Below are 19400 nucleotides of genomic sequence, written 5' to 3'. Positions count from 1 at the left end.
AGCTCCATCGTCTTTTATACAGTGCACCTGCACGATGGTGCCTCCACTGTAAGCACGTACTATCGCTAATCGTGCAGGTAAGGCCTGCCTGAAGAGCAAAGTGTGCGAGCCAGGGATGGCGAGCCCAGTCCGCAGGGATGCGGGATCCCTTTGCGATCAGGCAGGCCTTTCCTGCACGACGCACCGTCTTACCAACCCTCACCTGCCTTCCCACACTGGACTGCTCTTTTCGTCCTGCTCGGGCACTTCCACTCTCATCAACCGCACTCAATCCAGATCTGATCCCAAAAAAAACCGCACCAATGCCAACAGTGCAGGTAAGCCCTGCCTGAAGAGCAAAGTGTGCGAGCCAGGGATGGCGAGCTCAGTCCGCAGGGATGCGGGATCCCTTTGCGATCAGGCAGGTCTTTCCTGCACGACGCACCGGCTCACCGTCTCCCCACCCCGCACCTGCAAATCCGCCCGATAAAACCGCACCACTTCACCCACCATCAGCAACGACGGAGACACCGGCTTATCCCGCGCCACCGTCTCCGCTAATCCCCCCAGCGTGGTAATCAACACCCGCTGATCGGGCCGGGTCCCATTCTCAATAATCGCCACCGGCGTCTCCGCATCACGTCCCTGCGCCTGCAACTGCGCACTGATCGACGCACTCCAGCTCAACCCCATATAAAACACCAGCGTCTGATTCACCGCCGTCAGCGCAGCCGCCCCCAGCTGCGGCTCGCCGTTCCGCCCATGCCCGGTAATCAACCGCAAAGACTGCGCGCAATCCCGATGCGTCAACGGAATTCCGCTGGCTGCCGCACAGCCCACAGCCGCCGTAATCCCTGGCACGACCTCACAGCGAATCCCGGCCTGCTGCACGCTCACCATCTCCTCGCCTCCGCGACCAAAAACAAACGGATCGCCCCCCTTCAGCCGGATTACATTGCGTCCACTGCGCGCCAGTTCCACCAGCAACTGATTAATCTGCGCCTGCTTCAGACCATGCTGCCCCGGCTGCTTACCCACATCAATACACAACGCCTGCTCCGGCACCTCCGCCATCACCGCGTCACTCACCAGCCGGTCATATACCACCACCTCAGCACGCTGCAGCAACCGCAACGCCTTAACGGTCAGCAGTTCCACATCGCCTGGGCCCGCACCCACCAGCCACACCGCGCCCTGTTGCGACACGGCATCCACCGGGGCCAGTAACTTATCCAGAGAATCAATTGCTCGTGTCATCATTCCTCCGACATCACTTCGGACAGCAACAACTGCTTCAGCTCCGGAATACAGGAGCCGCACTGCGTGCCGCACTTTAGCTTTTCGCCCAACGCCTGAGTTGTACGACAACCCTGCGCCACCGCCTGTAAAATCGTCTGCTCACCCACCGCCATACAACTGCAAATAATCCGTCCCGTGGCCGCGCCCTGCGCGGGCTGTCCTGCCAGAACACTGTGCCGCCCTGCCGCATCCTGCGGCGCATGACTAAAGGCCTCGGCGACCCACGCACTATCAATCGACGGCAACACGGAGCCGGCATAAAACGCCAGCTGCAACTCGCCGTCACGCCATGCCAGCAACCGGTAATCATTGCCGCTGCCGGTCGCAACCTGCCTGTGACAGCCTGAAAGAACAACCTGCCCGTCCAGCCAGACCTGCGGCGAGCCCTCGCCCGCCACCGCATAACGCTGCACCGCCGGATAGGGGGTACGCGCCCAGTAACGCAACCCTGTGGGCTGCGCTATCTCGCGCTGCCATAGCCAGCCCTGCCAGCTCACCCTCAACGGCAGAATCCGCACCGACGTCTGCTTCAGCGCGGGCTGCCCCGAAAACGGACAGGCGCGGGCGGCCACCAGTAAATCGACGTGACTCTGCTGACTGAACTGCCGGTTCCAGTGCATCGGCACAAACAGCTCGCCGCACCGCATCCCGGCATCGACACGCACCCGCACGCTAATCCAGCCCTGAACAGACTGCACCCGCGCCAGTCCGCCCGCCGTCACGCCATACGTTGCCGCATCCGCCGGATGCAGCGCGACAAACGGTTCATCGCAATGCTGCATCAGACGCGGCACCAGCCCGGTACGCGTCATGGTGTGCCACTGATCGCGCACCCGTCCGGTATTCATCAACAACGGATACGCCGGTTCGCGCGGGGCGACAACCGGCGTGGCCGGCACCCGCAACCGGGCCTTACCATCCGGATGAAAAAACCGACGATTGCCAAACAGCCGGGCGCAGCCCTGCGGACAGGCCGCGTTAACCGGCCACTGCACCGGACGCAGCGCATCCCAGTCAGCATTACTCAATTGCGCCAGGCCGCTGATATCAAACGCCCTGGCGCCCCGGTTCTCGAAACCTGACAACGCCGCATGCTCACGGAAAATCTCTGCCGGATGCTGCCAGTTAAAGCCTTCATCAAACCCTAAACGCCTGGCCACCTGCGACAGCAACCACCAGTCAGGCCGGGCGTCACCGGGTGCGGCGGCAAAAGCGCGCTGACGTGAAATACGCCGCTCGGAATTGGTCACCGTGCCGTTCTTCTCGCCCCACCCCTGGGCGGGCAGCAGAATATTGGCAAAGGCGCTGGTATCGGTCTGCGCCATCACATCTGATACAATCACCAGCGGACAGGCCGCCAGCGCCTGCGCGACGCGGTTGCCCTCAGGCATCGACACCGCCGGATTGGTGCCCATAATCCACACTGCTTTCACCGTGCCATCCGCCAGTGCCCGGAAAAGATCCAGTGCAGTCAGTCCCGGTTCCCGGGCAATGGCCGGACTGCGCCAGAAACGCTGCACCCGTTCGCAATCCGCTTCAGTAAAATTCATATGCGCCGCCAGCTGATTCGCCAGGCCACCCACCTCCCGTCCGCCCATGGCATTTGGCTGTCCGGTCAGCGAAAAAGGACCACAGCCCGCGCGGCCTATTTTGCCCGTCAGCAGATGCAGATTAAGAATCGCCTGGTTATTGTCGCTGCCGGTGGCGGACTGATTAATCCCCATGCACCATAGCGTCAGCACCCGATCGTGCTGGCTGAAAAGCTGGAAAAAGTGCGCGACCTGCTGCACGGTTAAGTCACATGCCTCTGCCACTCGCGCCACACCCCACTGCGCTGCGGCGGTCAGCGTCTCGTCCACACCATTCAGGTGCGGCAACATGCTGGCATCAATGCCATCCTGCTGCGCCAGCCAGTGCAGCAGACCGGAAAACAACGCCGTATCGCTGCCGGGCCGCAACGGCAGGTGGAGATCGGCCTGATCGCAACTCGCCGTACGCCGCGGATCGATAACGACAATACACATCGCCGGACGTTGCAGCTTCGCCTGCATCAGCCGCTGCCACACCACCGGATGCGCCCAGGCAGCATTAGACCCCACCAGCAGCACCAGGTCGGCCTGCTCCAGATCCTCATAGCAGCAGGGCACCGCATCGGCCCCCAGCGCCCGCTTATAACCGACCACCGCCGACGCCATGCAGAGCCGCGAATTCGTATCGATGTTGGCTGCACCGATGTAGCCCTTCATCAGCTTATTGGCGACGTAGTAATCCTCGGTCAATAGCTGGCCGGAGCCGTAAAACGCCACCGCCTGCGGGCCATACTGATCGATAACCGCCCGCAATCCCGCCGCCGCCGCATCCAGCGCAGCGTCCAGGCTGACGCGCTGCCCGTTAACCTCGGCGTTCAGCAAACGCCCTTGCGGCGTCAGGGTCTGGCCCAGCGCTGCGCCTTTTACGCACAACCGACCTGCATTCGCGGGATGGTGCGGATCGCCGATCACGGTTGCCTGATGCGCCCCCTGCGGGGTGACGCAGACGCCACAGCCGACGCCGCAATAGGGACAGGTACTGTTCATGATGCCTGCGCCAGCTGATCCAGCGGACGATTTGCCAGCCAGATCTGACCCGCTTCCAACTTCACCGGCCAGCAGCGCAGCTGATGCTGCGGGTTATCCAGGCTCTGTCCGTCACGCAACCGTATCCGCTGCTTATAGAGCGGGGAGATCACCACCGGCTCGCCGCCCACATCGCCAAGGATCCCACGTGAGAGCACGCTGGCGTCGCTGCCGGGTTCGCGGTCTTCCAGCGCAAAAAGCGCATCGCCAAAGCGGAACAGCGCAACACGTTCGCTACCCAGTCGCGCCCCGATCCCCGCCTGCTGAGGAATCGCCTCCAGTGTACACACCGCGCTCCACGGCTCGGCTGGCGGCGGTAACAGCGGACGATCGGTAACGGCCTCCGGCTGACGCTGACCGCGCACCCGGCTGTAGTGCAGCGTCTCATCCGGGCGATCGCTGTTGACCGTAGGGGTAAACAGCGCAAGTCGTGAAGGATCCGCCAGCGTGGTCTGCCACTCGCACTGATACGCGTCCACCACCCGCTGCATCTCCTGCTCCAGCGTCTCGCCCAGACCGAGGCTATCCTCAATCACCACCTGACGCAGATAGTCCAGGCCGCCTTCCAGATTGTCCATCCAGACGCTGGTGCGCTGCAGCCTGTCTGCGGTGCGGATATAGAACATCAGCAGGCGGTCGACATAACGCAGCAGCGTGGCATCATCGAGATCGCTGGCGAACAGGTCGGCGTGGCGCGGCTTCATGCCGCCATTGCCACACACATAGAGATTCCAGCCCTTTTCCGTGGCGATCACCCCGATATCTTTGCTCTGCGCTTCCGCACATTCGCGGGTACAGCCCGATACCGCCATCTTGATCTTGTGTGGGGCGCGCAGCCCTTTGTAGCGGTTCTCCAGCGCAATGGCGAAAGCGGTTGAATCCTGCACGCCGTAGCGGCACCAGGTCGACCCCACACAGGACTTCACGGTGCGCAGCGACTTGCCGTAGGCGTGACCGGTTTCAAAACCCGCCGCCAGCAGCGTCTGCCAGATATCGGGCAGTTGATCGAGCCGCGCGCCAAACAGATCGATACGCTGACCGCCGGTGATTTTGGTGTAAAGATCGTAACGCGCCGCCACCTCGCCAATCGCGATCAACCCCTGCGGCGTGATTTCGCCCGCCGGGACGCGCGGCACCACCGAATAGGTGCCATCTTTCTGGATATTGGCGAAATAGCGGTCGTTGGTGTCCTGCAACGGCAGATGCGCCGGTTTTAGCAGATAGTCGTTCCAGCATGAGGCGAGCAGTGACGCCACCAGCGGTTTGCACACTTCGCAGCCCTGCCCCCGCCCATGCGACGCCAGCAGCGCATCAAAGGTTCTGAACTCACCGGCCCGCACCAGGTGATAAAGTTCCTGGCGCGAATAGCTGAAATGTTCACAGATATCTTTTTTTACCTCGACACCGAGATTTTCCAGCTGAAACTCCATCACCTGTTTTACCAGTGCCGCACAGCCGCCGCAGCCCGTGGCCGCTTTGGTGCAGCTCTTAATGCTGCTCATCTCACCGCATCCGCCTTTCACCGCCGCGCAGATTTCGCCCTTGCTGACGTTGTGACAGGAGCAGACCTGGGCGCTGTCAGGCAATGCCGCGACGCCTGGCGCTTTCGGTGCCCCCGACAGCGCAGGCAGGATCAGGCTCTCTGGCGCGGTGGGCAGCGGTAACTCATTGAGCATCATCTGCAGCAGCGTGGCGTAGTCGCTGCTGTCACCGACCAGCACGCCGCCCAGCAGCCGGGTGCTGTCGGCAGAAACCACGATTTTCTTGTAGATGCCTTTTGGCCCGTCGGTCCAGTGATAGTGCTGACTGCCCGGCGTGCGGCCATGCGCGTCACCAAACGACGCCACCTCCACCCCCAGCAGTTTCAGTCTGGTACTCATGTCCGCGCCGCTGAAGGCGGTGGATTCAGCCGCCAGATGCCCGGCCAGCACGCGTGCCATCTGATAGCCTGGCGCGACCAGACCAAAGATCTGACCGTTCCACAGTGCGCATTCACCAATGGCAAACACCTCTTCATCGCTGGTCTGGCAGCGATCGTTAATCTCAATGCCGCCGCGCGGTCCCAGCGTCAGGCCCGCTTCACGTGCCAGCTCATCGCGCGGCCGGATACCGGCGGAGAACAGCACCAGATCGCCGGGTAAACTGCTGCCGTCAGCAAAGCGCAGCACCACGCTACCGTCGGTCTGACGCTCAATCAGTTCGGTCTGTTTTGAGGTGTGAACCGTGACGCCCAGCGCATCGATCTTCTGGCGCAGCATCAGCGCACCGCCCTCATCGAGCTGCACTGCCATCAGGCGTGGCGCAAACTCCACCACATGCGTTTCGAGTCCGAGCTGCCGCAGCGCATTCGCCGCCTCCAGACCCAGCAGGCCGCCGCCAATCACGATGCCGCGCTGGCTGTGGCGGGCGCATGCGGCAATGGCATCAAGGTCATCCAGCGTGCGGTAGACAAAGCAGCGTTCCTCGTCGTGGCCCGGTACCGGCGGCACAAAAGCACGCGAGCCGGTGGCCAGCACCAGCTTATCCCACGCCAGCTCATTGCCCGCGCTGTCACGCAGACTGCGCTGCTGACGATCGATCGCTACGACTGCGCAGCCGCTGCGCAGTTCGATGCCGTGCAGGGTAAAAAAGTCCGCGCTGACCAGCGACAGATCGTCGGCCGTTTTGCCGTTGAAATAGTCCGACAGATGCACCCGATCGTAAGCCTGCTGACGCTCCTCGCCGTAAACCACGATGTGGTAGTGCTGATGCAGTTCGCGGGCAACCAGCTGTTCAAGAAAGTGGTGACTGACCATGCCGTGACCCACCACGGCTAATACCGGTTTACTCATCTCAGGACTCTCTGCAGCCTGCGGCTGCGGTTCAGGTTGACGGGAATCGAACAGGGCTTCGAGCGTGACAGCTTCGGTGTGCAGCAGACGCGCCAGCAGCGCGGGACCCTGCCGGGTGTCGCCAGAGAGCAATACGCCACAGAGGCGGCCCTGACGAAGAAACAGACGGCGGTAGTCGCCGGAGATCGGATCAAAACTGCTGATGGAGGGTGCCTCACTGACATCCCCGGCGCTGAACAGCGAAATGCCACTGACTTTGAGCCGCGTCGCCTGCGGCTGGCTGACAAAATCCGCCAGTGGCGACCCCGCCAGCTGTGCGGCCAGAATCTGCGCCTGCGTCAGGCAGGGTGCGACCAGGCCAAAGGTTTCGCCGGCAATTTCGCAGCACTCGCCTACGGCGTACACCGACGGGACCGCTGTGCGTAACTGCCCATCGACCAGAATGCCGCGCTGACACGGCAGACCCGCCGCCTGCGCCAGCGTTATCTCCGGCTGAACGCCGATGGCAATCACCACCTGCGTGGCGGCGCAGTGACGCCCGCTGGTCAGCGTCACACCCGCCTCGTTAATCGCCGTGAGTCCGCTGTTCAGCACGCAGCGGATACCGCGCTGCTGGAGTGCCGTCAGCAACAGCTCGCCCGCCTTTGCATCCAGCTGGCGATCCAGCAGCCAGGGTTTGTGATGAACCAGCGTAACCTCACGCCCACGGGCACAGAGTGCCGCCGCCGCTTCAATGCCGAGAAAACCGCCGCCCAACACCACCACCGGTCCCTGGCCCGTCAGGAGTTGCCGGACGTCGGCAATATTGCGAAAACCCAGTACGCAATCCGCGTTGATGCCGGGAATGGCGGGCAAACGGGGCTGTGAACCGGTGGCAAACACCAGCCGATCCCAGCCCAGCTGGCGATAATCGGTCTGCACTGTACGTGCCGCCAGATCGACCTGCAGCACGGTTTCGCCGTTCAGCAGCGTGACGCCGTGCCGCTCATACCAGTCGCGATCGTGGATCAGCGTTTCACTGAACGGCGTTTCACCCGCCAGCACCGGCGACAGCAGCACACGGTTGTAATTGCCGTGCGGCTCTCGGCCAATGACCGTGATGGCGAAGCACTGCGGCGCACGTTGCAGCAGGCTTTCCACCATCTGCATTCCCGCCATGCCATTACCTATCACCAGCAACCGTTGCTTCATGGTCTGTTCCTTACGCCGCAGTGGTCTGTTTTTCATAGAGGAAATGCAGCACTTTCTGTCGCAACTGGTGGTAGCGCGGCTCATCCGCCAGTGCCACCCGTGAACGCGGACGTGGCAGATCAACAGTGAGGATCTCGCCAACCTGCGCCGCCGGGCCGTTAGTCATCATCAGCACCCGATCTGACAGCAGCACGGCTTCATCCACGTCATGGGTAATCAGCACGATGGTGGTGTTCAGCTCCTGCTGAATGCGCATCACGCTGTCCTGCAGATGGGCGCGGGTTAAGGCGTCCAGCGCGCCAAACGGCTCATCCAGCAGCAGCACGCGTGGCTTCATCGCCAGCGCCCGCGCAATACCGACGCGTTGCTTCATACCGCCGGATATTTCGCCGGGCCGCTTGTGCATGGCATGGCTCATCTGCACCCGGTTAAGGTTGTGCTCGATCCAGTCACGCATCTCCGCTTTGCTGAAGCGCCCTTTAAACACCTGTTGCACCGCCAGCTCGACATTCTGAAATGCCGTCAGCCACGGCAGCAGCGAATGGTTCTGAAACACCACCGCGCGCTCCGGACCGGGGCCAGTGATTTCGCGGTTATCACACAGCAGCACGCCGCTGCTGGGCCGGGTTAAACCGGCAATCAGGTTCAGCAGCGTCGATTTGCCGCAGCCGGAGTGGCCGATCAGGCTCAGGGTTTCCCCTTCGTGAATATCAAAACTGACATTGTCCAGCGCCAGAAACTCGCCGCTGGCGGTGGCAAAACGCTGGCTGACCTGCTGGACGCGAATGATCTGTTGCATCGTGCTCTCCTTATTTATCCCAGCTAAAACGACGGACCAGCAGCATCAGCCCCTGTTCCAGCAGCAGCCCGATTACGCCGATGACCAGAATGGCGACCAGAATGTTTTCCACGTTGAGGTTGTTCCACTCATTCCAGATCCAGAAGCCGATGCCCAGTCCGCCGGTCAGCATTTCGGCGGCGACGATCACCAGCCAGGCGATGCCGATAGAGAGACGGACCCCGGTCAGCACCGCGGGCAGCACGGCGGGCAGCAGGATCCGGCGCATCACCGTCCACTCAGAAAGCTGTAACACCCGCGCCACGTTGAGGTAATCCTGCGGAATACGCTGTACCCCTTCGGCGGTGTTAATGATCATTGGCCAGATCGAACAGATAAAAATGGTCCAGCTGGCGGCAGGCTCGGCGCGCTGAAACAGCAGCAGGCCAATCGGCAGCCAGGCCAGCGGACTCACCGGCCGCAGCAGGGCGATGACGGGATTGAACATCTGCGCCATAAAGCTAAAGCGACCGATTAAAAAGCCCGCCGGAATGCCGACCAGCGCGGCCAGGCCGAATCCAATGCCGACGCGTTGCAGCGACGCCAGCACGTTCCAGCCGATGCCCTGATCGTTGGGGCCGTTGCTGTAGAACGGGTCAGCGAACAGGACCTGAGCGGCCTGCCAGGTGGCGTAAGGCGAAGGGAAACCCGGTTGCGACAGCGCCGCGATCTGCCACACCAGCAGCATTAATAACAGGCCACCGGTGGCGGGAATGGCGCGCTGCAACAGCGGACGCAGACGCGCCGGACGGGCTGCGGCTTTCGGGGTGACCTGTAACGGAATAACGGTGGCACTGTTGTGACTCTGCACCGGCTGCGCCAGGGCGCGCGCGTCAGTTTTCATAGCAACCTCTCTTAACGTTTGATAGCGAAACTGGCGGCATAGGCGGCAGGATCGCTGCCATCCCAGACCTTGCCGTCGATGAAGGTACTGCTGCGCATTTCACTGGCGGGCAGTGCAACCTGTCCGACTGCGCTGGCGGCCTGTTTGTAGATGTCGATGCGGTTGATCTGGCGCGCCACCGCGAGGTAGTCGGGATCGCTGGCAAGCAGGCCCCAGCGTTTCATCTGGGTCAGGAACCACATGCCGTCTGAGAGCCAGGGAAAACTGACGTTGCCGTTGTCAAAGAAGCGCATCGGGTGAGCGTCCTGCCACGACTGCCCCAGGCCGTTCTGATACTGACCGAGCATCCGACCCTGTAACGTCTCCACTTTGGTATTGATCCAGGCGCGGCCGGCTAACACCTGCGCGGTTTCGCGGCGGTTGTCGTCCGAGGCATCAATCCAGCGCGCGGCCTCCAGCACAGCGGCGGTGAGTGCACGGGCCGTGTTGGGGTTCTCTTTCACCCACTCTGCGCGGGTGCCGAGCACTTTTTCCGGATGCTCCGGCCAGATCTGCTGGCTGGTGGCGGCGGTAAAACCGATGTTGTCGCTGATGGCGCGCTGGTTCCACGGCTCACCAACGCAGAAGCCGCTCATGTTGCCAATTTTCATGTTCATCACCATCTGCGGCGGCGGCACGACCACGGTGCGCACGTCATCAAACGGGTGGATGCCCGCATTGGCGAGCCAGTAATAGAGCCACATGGCATGGGTGCTGGTCGGAAAGGTATGGGCGAAGGTAAAGCTGCCTTTGGCGCTGCCATCAATGGCCTTTTTCAGGCTGGCCGCATCGGTGACCCCACTGGCTTTCAGCTGGTTCGACAGGGTGATCGCCTGGCCGTTATGGTTGAGCGTCATCAGGTTCGCCATGTCGTGCTGCGGACCCGCTACGCCCAGTTGCAGGGCGTAGATCATGCCGTAGAGCACATGCGCCGCATCCAGCTCACCGGAGGTCAGTTTGTCGCGCACCGCCGCCCAGCTCGCCTCTTTGCTGACCTGCAATGTGAGACCATACTTTTTGTCGAAGCCTTTCACAGAGGCCATCACCACCGGCGCGCAGTCAGTGAGCGGGATAAAGCCGACCCGCACCTGCGCTTTTTCTGGCGCATCTGATCCCGCTGCCCAGACCGCATTTCGTAATCCCGGAACGATCCAGGCCGCACCCAGCGCGGCGCCGGAGATCAGCGCCTGACGTCGTGTCAGTGAAAATGGCGTTTTGCTCATCTTGTTGCCCCTGAACAGAAATAAAAAAAGGCGTCCTCCGACAAGCCGAAGCCTGCGGATGGACGCCTTTATCCAAAGCACTGACCCCACCGCCATTGGCGGGAGCAATGCGTACTCTCTATAGGGATTAAGCAAAGGATGTGCCAGATCGCCGAAACAGCCTTAATGCCGATCTGCGGTGACGCACTGTTGAAAAATTAACCGTTTTTGCACGTTTCTGACGCAGATCACGCACAAAGGTTGTGCAGCTACCTCATCCGGGTTAGTTGCTCAGGGTCTTCGCTACCGCCAGTACCGCCTGCGCGATCTCCAGTACCCGCTTATTCTGATTCATCGCACTTTTGCGTAATGCCTGCCAGGCGGCCTCTTCTGTGAAACCCTGCTGCTGCATCAGCCAGTGTTTGGCCTGATCGATCACCCGCCGCTCGTCCAGTGAGGCGCGCATCGCCGCCAGTTCATCCGCCTGCTGCTGCAAACGCTGCGACTGTTCGCCAATCAGCGATAGCACCGAGCGCCCCAGCTGCGGGGCCAGACCGTCGCTGTCGAGCGCCGCCGCGCCAGGCAGCCAGTCCGCCCCGGAGACGTAAAGCGAAAAATTGCTGTCGCCCTGCACCACTGTTCCTGCCGCCTGCTGTTGTGCCTGATCAATGGCAGCCCGGCAGCGCTGCATCAATGTCGCCGTCAGGGCATCCTCCAGCATTTTCATCTGATCCAGCCGCTCAGAGAGCAGGGAAAACCAGTGCAGCGCGCCGGTCTCATCACAACGGCCGCCGGTGCAGGCGATGCGACGAAGGCGTTCGATGTCGCGGCTGGCCTGAGCCAGCGGCTGCCAGGATTCACACGCGGCGCTGTCAGCAAACTCCCGGAAGGTGATAAAGCTCTGCTCCTGTGCCGCAATCAGGGCGACCATCTGGCTGCGCTGGTCGGGGGTGAACTGACGCGCCGCAAAGCCGGCTGAGCCGATGGCCCGCTCCTGCCCGGCCAGTTCTTTGCCCTGCATAAAACTGAACAGAGCGATCAGTGCACGGGAGATGCCGGGATAGCTGGCGGTGTCGGCCGCCTCAAACACCAGATTGAGTAAAGTACGGATGACCTGGTTAAAGGCGGCCATCGCCGCGGCCTGATCAAGCTCATGCTGGCTGATTTGCTGACGCAGCGCAGGCAGTCCGGCCAGCGCCTGTAGGGCAGCGGCAATCAGGTTGCAGAAGCGGCTGTAGCCGGGCTGCGCTATGGCGGGCGGCAGCGCCTGATAAAAATGCTCCAGGCCGGCGCTGACCTCCTGCTGGCGGGCATGACGTTCGGCGCTGAACAGCGCTCCGTCAGAGCAGATCCAGAGATTGTTTGCGCCACGTTCCCGCTGCAACCGATGGACCAGTTCACTGACGGCAGCCATCAGCTCGCCGGTTTCCAGAAGACGTTGCAGGCTGGCGATATCGCTCGCGCGTGATGCCTGCAGCCAGGTCAGGGCGTCCCTCATTGCTCACCTCAGTGCGGTTAAAACCTTTCAGAAGCAAAAGGCGTGCCGCTTTCCTGAAAAAAGAGGGTCTGAGCAGGGGCGTAAAATCTGATTTTGATAAGTTTCTTAACGCAAACTGATAAATTTTTTCGGCAACAAGTTATTAGTAAATCTTAATAGTTTCCAATCGGATTCATTGCGTGTCAGAATGCGCGGCACTGTTCTCAACCAGTTTGTCTCTGCGATAATTCAGTTCGATTTAACTATCACATTACCTGGCGCTTTTCTTATACCGAAACCCGCCCGTAAAGCGCCTGCTATCACGCATCAGCCGCGGGTGCAATGGTTTGAATTCTCAAAAGTCTTAGGTAAACTGAATGCGTTACTATCCCGATGTAATCTGACCCTTTTTTTAAAAACAGAATTTCGGCACGATGCGGCGCGATAAAGATCGCCTCCTGGCATCGGGCCTGGCAATATGCAGATACTTTGATGAGATCACGAGGAACATGGTGAAAAAGAGTCTTGCGTTAACGCTGCTGGCGGTTCTTACCCTGGCAGGCTGTAAGGCCCCGCCGCCGCCCGTCACTGACGATACGCTGGTTACCAGCGAAATTAACGGCGTCAAACTGGTCCATCGACACGCTGTCGCGGCACCGACTGAATTTGAGCCGGTCAATCAGACCTGGCGGGCGCTTTATGGCGCATCCGTCATGACCTCGCCTGATTACGGCGGCAAAGTGGTTCGCTATCTCGAAACGGGTAAACCGTTCGAAGTATTAGGTAATGTGGAACACAGCTGGCTGGCGATTGCTGACCAGGCTGACGGCCCACTGATCGGTTATGTGCCATTAAAAGCGGGTGTAGAGAGCAGCCGTTATGATGCCACCGTGCAGAGCGATCGTCCCCGTCCCCGCAAAACGAAACAGGTCTGTGTGGCCGTCGGCGGCGCCAGCAAAGCCTGCCGGACTAACGATACCGCGACCTGGATCTTAGACTGAATATGAAATCCGGCGCATATTGCCCGCAGAACCGTCCCGGGCTGCGGGTACAGGGATTTGCCATTGGCTGGAAGATCACGAATTAATGACTGTGGAATCCCCTGCGCGTGAGGCGACCCCCTCAGGCAATGAGAATCTCTTACTTCAGGCTGCGGCGCCACTGCTGAACGCGGTGGTGCAAATTCGTCAGGCAGCCACCCACGATGACCCTGCGGGTCTGCGCCAGTCTCTGATCGATGAAATCCGCCAGTTTGAACAACGCTGTAAACAGGCAGGGCTGCCGTTTGAGATGATTATCGGCGCGCGTTACTGCATCTGCAGCGCGCTCGATGAAGCGGCGGCGCAAACCCCATGGGGCACGCGCGGCGTCTGGTCTGGCAACGGCATGCTGGTGACCTTCCATAATGAAAGCTGGGGCGGCGAGAAATTCTTTCAACTGCTGTCGCGCATTTCACAAAGCCCGCAACAACACCTCTGGCTGCTGGAAGTGGTGCAATACTGCCTGCTGCTGGGCTATGAAGGCCGCTATCGCGGCAGTGAAAATGGTCGCGCCCAGTGCGATGGTATCCGTAAACGCCTGAAAACCCTGATTGACGAAACGCGTGCCCAGCGCCAGACAGCGCAACCGCCACTGGTTGAAGTGCATCCGCTGGTTAGCACCCTCGCCCGCCCGATGGTGCCGCTCTGGGCCTGTGCCATGCTGGTCGCGCTGATCGGCTGCCTGATCTACAGCGGCCTGAACTGGCGTCTCGGCAATGCCGCCGAACCGCTGCTGCGTACCATCTATCAGACGCCGCTGCCGCAGATTACCGCGGGCCGTCGTCCCTCTTCCCCGCAGGCGCTGCTCGATCTGCGTCAGCGCCTGAATGATGTGATTGCAGCCGGGCAGCTCGAGGTCAGCGATGGTGCCTTTGGCAGCAAAGTGATCATCCCCGCAGACAAACTGTTCGCCGAACAGGGCACGGTGATCAATCCGGTGGGGCGCGCCCTGCTGGCCCGCGTCTCAACCGCGATGAAAGATGTCAAAGGGACCATTCTGGTGTCGGTGTTTACCGATGATCATCCGGTGGATAACAGCCGCTTTGCCTCCAGCTATGAGTTCTCATTTGCCCGCGCCCGCGCCATCACCCAGTTGTTACAACTGCAACTGGCTGACGGTCATACGGTTCGCTCTGAAGGCCGCGGCGACAGCGATCCGCTGCTGCCCAACGACAGCAGCGAAAACCGGACCCGCAACCGCCGCGTTGAAATCACCCTGTTTGCCGCGCCTGAAACGCTCAGTAATCATCAAGGAGCACAATAATGCGCGCCTCCCTTCGCCTGCTGCTAACGCATCGCCTGCTGTGGAGCTTTATTGGCGTCACGGCGCTGAGCTGTCTGGTCTGGATGCTGGGGCCGTTCTGGTCATGGGGCGAATCGCGCCCACTGGAACCCGTGCTGCCTCGCCAGCTCACCGTGAGCGCCCTCTATTTTCTCTGGATCCTGTTCCAGCTGATCCCGTCGCTCTATCGTGCCTGGTTCAACAACCGCTTACTGACCCAGCTTCAGCTGTCGGGCAACGACGACCCGGCGGAACGTCAGATGACCGAAGAGCGGCTCAACCAGCGCTTCAGCGAAGCTGCGATGCAGCTGAAACGCACCCAGTTTGGCCGTCGTCACAGCGGGAACCTGCTCTCACGCTTTAACGCTAATTATCTCTATCAGCTGCCCTGGTACCTGGTCATGGGTGCGCCCGGCGCTGGTAAAACCACCGCACTGTTTAATGCCGGCCTCGATTTCCCGCTGACCGATACGCTGGGCAAAAATGCGGTTCGCGGCGTCGGGGGCACCCGCAACTGTGACTGGTGGTTTACTGACAGCGCGGTGCTGATTGATACCGCCGGTCGTTATGCGTTGCAGGAGAGCCAGCGCGTGCGAGATGCCGCGGAATGGCACAGTTTTATCAATCTGCTGAAACGCTATCGCACCCGCCAGCCGATTAACGGTGTGATCATGACCATCAGCGTCGCCGATCTGCTGAGTGATTCAGCCGAAGCGCGTTTCGCCCAGGCCAGCGCGCTGCGAGAGCGCATGGCAGAACTGCATCAGCAGACCGGTATTCACTTCCCGGTTTATGTGATGGTCACCAAAACCGATCTGCTGAAAGGCTTTATGAGCTACTTCGGCTCGATTGATAAAGCGCGGCGAGATGCTATCTGGGGCTTCACGTTTAACTGGGAGCTGGGCAAGCCGCACAAAGATGACTGGCATCGCCATTTTGGCCAGCAGTTTCAGCGGCTGGAACTGCAGCTCCAGCAGCAACTGGCGGAGCAGATGACCCATGAGCGCGACCTGAACGAGCGCGCTGAGTGCTTCCTCTTCCCGCAGGAGTTCGCCTCGCTGCGTCCACTGCTGAACGAATATCTGGATATCGTTTTTTCTGATCATCAGGATGCGGTCGCCTGGAGCCCGCGCGGCCTCTTCTTCACCAGCGGCACCCAGGAAGGCCTGCCGTTTGATCGGGTGATGGGTGAACTGAGCCGCAAACTGCAGTTGCGTCAGGCGGGCGATCACTCAATTGCGGCCTGGGACAGCGTTAATCGCAACAGTCCAATTCCCGGCAACAAAGGCCAGAGCTTCTTTATTCGTGACCTGCTCAGCGATCTGATATTCAAAGAGAGCGGCCTGGCCGGCAGTAATCGCCGCTGGGAGTACCGTAATCAGCTGTTCCACTGGATTGGCTACGGCGTGCTGGCAGGCGCCCTGCTGATCGCCTCCAGCCTGTGGGGCATCAGTTACTACCAGAATCAACAGTATCTGCAGCAGGTTGCCGCACGGGTACCACTTATCCGTGAGCAAAGTCAGCAGGTGATTCATCAGCCTGCTGATAATATTTTTGATCTGCTACCCTTTCTGAATAACCTGGTGAAGTTGCCGCTCTCGGCGCGCTTTTCCCTCGATAATCCGCCGCTTACTATGCGGGCGGGCTTATACCGGGGTAATCAGATTAGCGATGCCGCCTGGGTGCTTTATCAAAATGCGCTTAAGTCTTTGTTGCTGCCGCGTGTGGCGCAGCAGATCACGAATATCCTGCGCAACGACCCGGGTGATGATAACGCCTACAGCCGCAATGCGCTGCGCGCCTATCAGATGCTCTATCAACCGCGTAATTATGATGGCGAATTTTTACGGGCCTGGCTGCTGCAAAATTTACAGCGCTCACTGCCCGATACGGTAAGCGCCCGTGACCTGCAGCAGCTTGACTGGCACCTGAGCCAGCTGCTGGATCAGCAGATTCAGTCGTCGCCTTATGCACGTGATAATGCACTGATGATGCGCAAGCTTGCAGAGAATCTGAAAATTGCGGACCAGGCGGGCGGCATGCTGGCGGTAGCGCCGCGGCACCCGGCCCCGCAATCAAACTCGCATAGCGAGTAATGGTGAGGTGAACATGGCTGCTTACACGGCCCCCGGCTGGTATGGCAAGCTGCCGTCGACCGGTGACTTTCTGCACCATCGACTGAGCGAGCAACAGATTAGCCCGTGGAATCACTGGTTCCAGCAGGGATTAATGCACTGGCATCAGCAGGCGTATTCCTACAGCGCGGACTTTCTCCATGCGCCGGTGTGGAACTTTGTGCTGCCGGTTACCGCGACCCGGCCGCAGATACAGATGGGCTGTCTGCTGCCCTCCTGTGACCGCGTCGGACGCGCCTGGCCGCTGCTGGCCCTGCACAGCTTCACGCTGGCTCAGTGGCATCCTGCTCAGCTGACCATTTCCGGCGACTGGTTTCAGGATCTGGGCGCGACACTGTTACGGGCGGTTCAGACACCGCTGAACGGCGAGCAGTTAGAGCAGCAGATACAGGCTTTACCACCGCTGCTGGTGCCGGCCAGGAAGCCCTCTGAAATCATGGATGTGATCGGTTTTCAGGATCTGCCCTGCACGCTGAGCTGGCGTGAAGTGGCTGAACGTTTCGACCCTCAGCAGCATATGAGCTACTGGTGGAGTAACCGCAGTGATGGTTTTGCCCACGCGACCCACAAGCACAGCGGCAACCTCACCGCGCAACTGTTTTCGTTACTGTTTAACCCGGCGGCAGGTTCACAGCCGGGACGTAATGGCCTCTATCCTCCCATGTTCGAGTGAGGCCGGAAGCGTTTGCCGTTCAATCTGGGATAACTCATGCAATTTACCATTGTGCAATGCACTACGGATGTTCCGGTCAGAAGCGTCGCGTTTCAACCGCCTGGCGGCACCATTGGCCGCAGTCAGGACAACGATCTGGTGCTGCCAGATGAGACTCGGGCCATTTCGCGTCTGCAGGCGCTGGTTCACCTGTCGCATGACGGGGAGTGCCGTCTGACGAACCAGGGCAGCGTGACCCCGGTGGAGCATAACGGCATTACCCTGGGTCGCGGCATGCAGGTCGTGCTGAAGCATGGCGATGCGCTGCGCATCGGTGACTATGCGCTGGAAGTACGAGACCCCGCCTGCCACGACACGCAGAGCGATCCGCTGGCGCTGTTTGCTGGCGACAGCGCTCAGCCCGCGAATCCGCTGGGCATTCACGAACATCATGAGGTTGAGGACCGGCTGCTGGTCAGTGAGGTCACGCCCTCACGCCACGAGCGCCACAACGATGCGCGACTGGCTATCGACCCCCAGGCCAGCGAACCGCGTCGGGCGCTGACGGCGCAGCCGGTGGATCAGGATCGGCTGATCGCCGCACTGCTGGAGGGGATGGGGCTGAGCAACGGTCACGCCACGCCGGTGGATGAAGAGCAGATGCGCATTACTGGCCGGATGCTGAGCCTCTTTTCCCAGGGCACCGTCGCGCTGCTCTCTTCGCGATCCATTCTCAAGCGTGGTGTCAAAGCGGACATGACGATGATCCTGAATGAGGCCAACAATCCGTTCAAGATCCTGCCCTCCGGCAAAACCGTGCTGATGCAGATGTACCAGAGCCAGATGCCCGGGTTTATGCCGCCGGAACAGGCGGTACGCGATGCCCTGGTCGATTTGCAGGCCCACCAGCTGGGGATGATTGCCGGTATCCGCGCCATTATTGCAGCGATGCTGCAATCCTTTAATCCGCAGCGGCTGGAGGAGCAGGCGCGTGCCGATGGCGTGGTGTCAAAAATGCCCTTTTCCGCCATGAAGAAGGCGGCGCTGTGGGACTACTTCACCCGTAATTATCAGCGTACGGCCGGAGAGATCGAAGATGATTTCCATACGCTGTTTGGCGAGGCCTTTCTCCATGCCTATGACATGGAGGTGAATCAGTATAAGGACTCTCAGACGCGGGTAGATGAACCATGAAAATCGTTTTTGCCAGCCGCTGCCAGCAGGGGCTACGCGATGAGAATCAGGATCGCACCGGCGCAGAGCTGGATGAGCGTAAAGCCTGCTTTGTGGTCTGCGATGGCGTGGCCGGTCTGCCCGGCGGCGAGATGGCGGCACAGCTGGTGCGTGACACCCTGCTGAGCCAGTTACAGGCGCACGCCGACCTGACGCCGGAGATAACCCATCAGGCGATTGAACAGTGCCGCTTAGCGCTGCATGAGGCACAGGGTAAAAATCCGAAATATTCACGCATGAGCACCACGCTGGCGGCCCTGTTTATTGACCGCGAAAAACAGCGCGCATGGTGGGCGCATGCCGGTGACAGCCGGGTTTACCACTTCCGCCGCGGCGTGCTTCATGAGGTCACTCGCGATCACAGTCTGGCCCAGCAGCTTAAAGAAGCGGGCTATGAAAATACCGGCATTAACAGTAATTTACTCTATAATGCGCTCGGCGCTGAACCGCCTCGCTTAGTAAGCTTTTCGCAGGAGATTGCGCTGGAGGATGGCGACGCGTTTCTGGTCTGCACCGATGGCTTCTGGCTGAATCTGGCCAGTCATGAAATGGAACAGGCGCTGCGCATGGTGAATGCCTGCGAAGAGTGGCTGGCTCTGATGGAACAGGCGGTAAGCCGCAACGTTAAGAAAGATAATCTCAGCGCACTGGCGGTCTGGATTGGTGAGCCGGAGGAGGCAACGCTGCTCTATTCACTGGCTGATTCGGCGCGCTTTCTGCCGCCTCGTTTTTGATTCCAAGGA

At 60.5% G+C, this 19400-nt stretch carries 13 protein-coding genes; 6 read left to right on the top strand and 7 right to left on the bottom strand.

Annotated elements, in window-relative coordinates; all coding sequences use genetic code 11:
• Nucleotides 1-396 precede the first annotated feature (396 nt).
• The 7 genes from cobA to AC6I8B_RS08565 all read right to left on the bottom strand — a co-directional run bounded on the left by cobA (nt 397) and on the right by AC6I8B_RS08565 (nt 12336).
• Nucleotides 397-1236: a uroporphyrinogen-III C-methyltransferase gene (gene cobA / locus AC6I8B_RS08595; RefSeq protein WP_157352874.1), complete on the bottom strand. Its 840-nt coding sequence runs from the start codon at nt 1234-1236 to the stop codon at nt 397-399.
• Nucleotides 1236-3854, bottom strand: a complete 2619-nt coding sequence (locus AC6I8B_RS08590; protein ID WP_157351963.1) for a nitrate reductase — start codon at nt 3852-3854, stop codon at nt 1236-1238. The genes cobA and AC6I8B_RS08590 overlap by 1 nt, the downstream gene beginning before the upstream one ends.
• Nucleotides 3851-7915 (bottom strand): nitrite reductase large subunit NirB, encoded by a 4065-nt coding sequence (gene nirB / locus AC6I8B_RS08585; RefSeq protein ID WP_157351961.1) that lies wholly within the window; start codon nt 7913-7915, stop codon nt 3851-3853. Before nirB ends, AC6I8B_RS08590 begins: the two co-directional genes overlap by 4 nt.
• A 10-nt stretch (nt 7916-7925) precedes the next feature.
• Entirely contained in the window at nt 7926-8714 is a 789-nt protein-coding gene (locus AC6I8B_RS08580) for an ABC transporter ATP-binding protein (protein ID WP_010245808.1), read from the bottom strand.
• Nucleotides 8715-8724: 10 nt separating this feature from the next.
• A complete protein-coding gene (gene ntrB / locus AC6I8B_RS08575; RefSeq protein ID WP_010245811.1) occupies nt 8725-9597 on the bottom strand; it encodes a nitrate ABC transporter permease in 873 nt (290 codons plus the stop codon).
• A gap of 11 nt (nt 9598-9608) precedes the next feature.
• On the bottom strand, nt 9609-10859 hold the full coding sequence (locus AC6I8B_RS08570; protein WP_010245814.1) for a CmpA/NrtA family ABC transporter substrate-binding protein: 1251 nt from the start codon (nt 10857-10859) through the stop codon (nt 9609-9611).
• A gap of 262 nt (nt 10860-11121) precedes the next feature.
• Nucleotides 11122-12336, bottom strand: coding sequence for a nitrate regulatory protein (locus tag AC6I8B_RS08565; protein WP_157351958.1), 1215 nt, complete (start codon nt 12334-12336; stop codon nt 11122-11124).
• 488 nt (nt 12337-12824) lie between these two features.
• Here AC6I8B_RS08565 and AC6I8B_RS08560 point away from each other — a divergent pair, with 488 nt between their 5' ends.
• The 6 genes from AC6I8B_RS08560 to AC6I8B_RS08535 all read left to right on the top strand — a co-directional run bounded on the left by AC6I8B_RS08560 (nt 12825) and on the right by AC6I8B_RS08535 (nt 19391).
• Complete coding sequence (locus tag AC6I8B_RS08560; RefSeq protein WP_010245819.1) at nt 12825-13316, top strand: hypothetical protein; 492 nt, start codon at nt 12825-12827, stop codon at nt 13314-13316.
• 85 nt (nt 13317-13401) lie between these two features.
• The gene (gene icmH / locus AC6I8B_RS08555; protein ID WP_010669997.1) at nt 13402-14619 is read left to right on the top strand and encodes a type IVB secretion system protein IcmH/DotU; all 1218 of its coding nucleotides are present in this window, start codon (nt 13402-13404) and stop codon (nt 14617-14619) included.
• Entirely contained in the window at nt 14619-16733 is a 2115-nt protein-coding gene (gene tssM / locus AC6I8B_RS08550) for a type VI secretion system membrane subunit TssM (protein WP_157351956.1), read from the top strand. The genes icmH and tssM overlap by 1 nt, the downstream gene beginning before the upstream one ends.
• 13 nt (nt 16734-16746) lie before the next feature.
• Nucleotides 16747-17445, top strand: a complete 699-nt coding sequence (tagF, locus tag AC6I8B_RS08545; RefSeq protein ID WP_010245828.1) for a type VI secretion system-associated protein TagF — start codon at nt 16747-16749, stop codon at nt 17443-17445.
• Between the two features lie 36 nt (nt 17446-17481).
• Nucleotides 17482-18618, top strand: coding sequence for a type VI secretion system-associated FHA domain protein TagH (gene tagH, locus AC6I8B_RS08540; RefSeq protein WP_010245831.1), 1137 nt, complete (start codon nt 17482-17484; stop codon nt 18616-18618).
• Nucleotides 18615-19391, top strand: coding sequence for a PP2C family protein-serine/threonine phosphatase (locus AC6I8B_RS08535; protein WP_010669994.1), 777 nt, complete (start codon nt 18615-18617; stop codon nt 19389-19391). Before tagH ends, AC6I8B_RS08535 begins: the two co-directional genes overlap by 4 nt.
• Nucleotides 19392-19400 lie beyond the last annotated feature (9 nt).

Source organism: Pantoea sp. X-Soil-ISGK-285, assembly GCF_059730815.1.
Note: the sequence above shows the minus strand (reverse complement) of the source record. Positions and strands in the feature narration are given on the sequence as shown.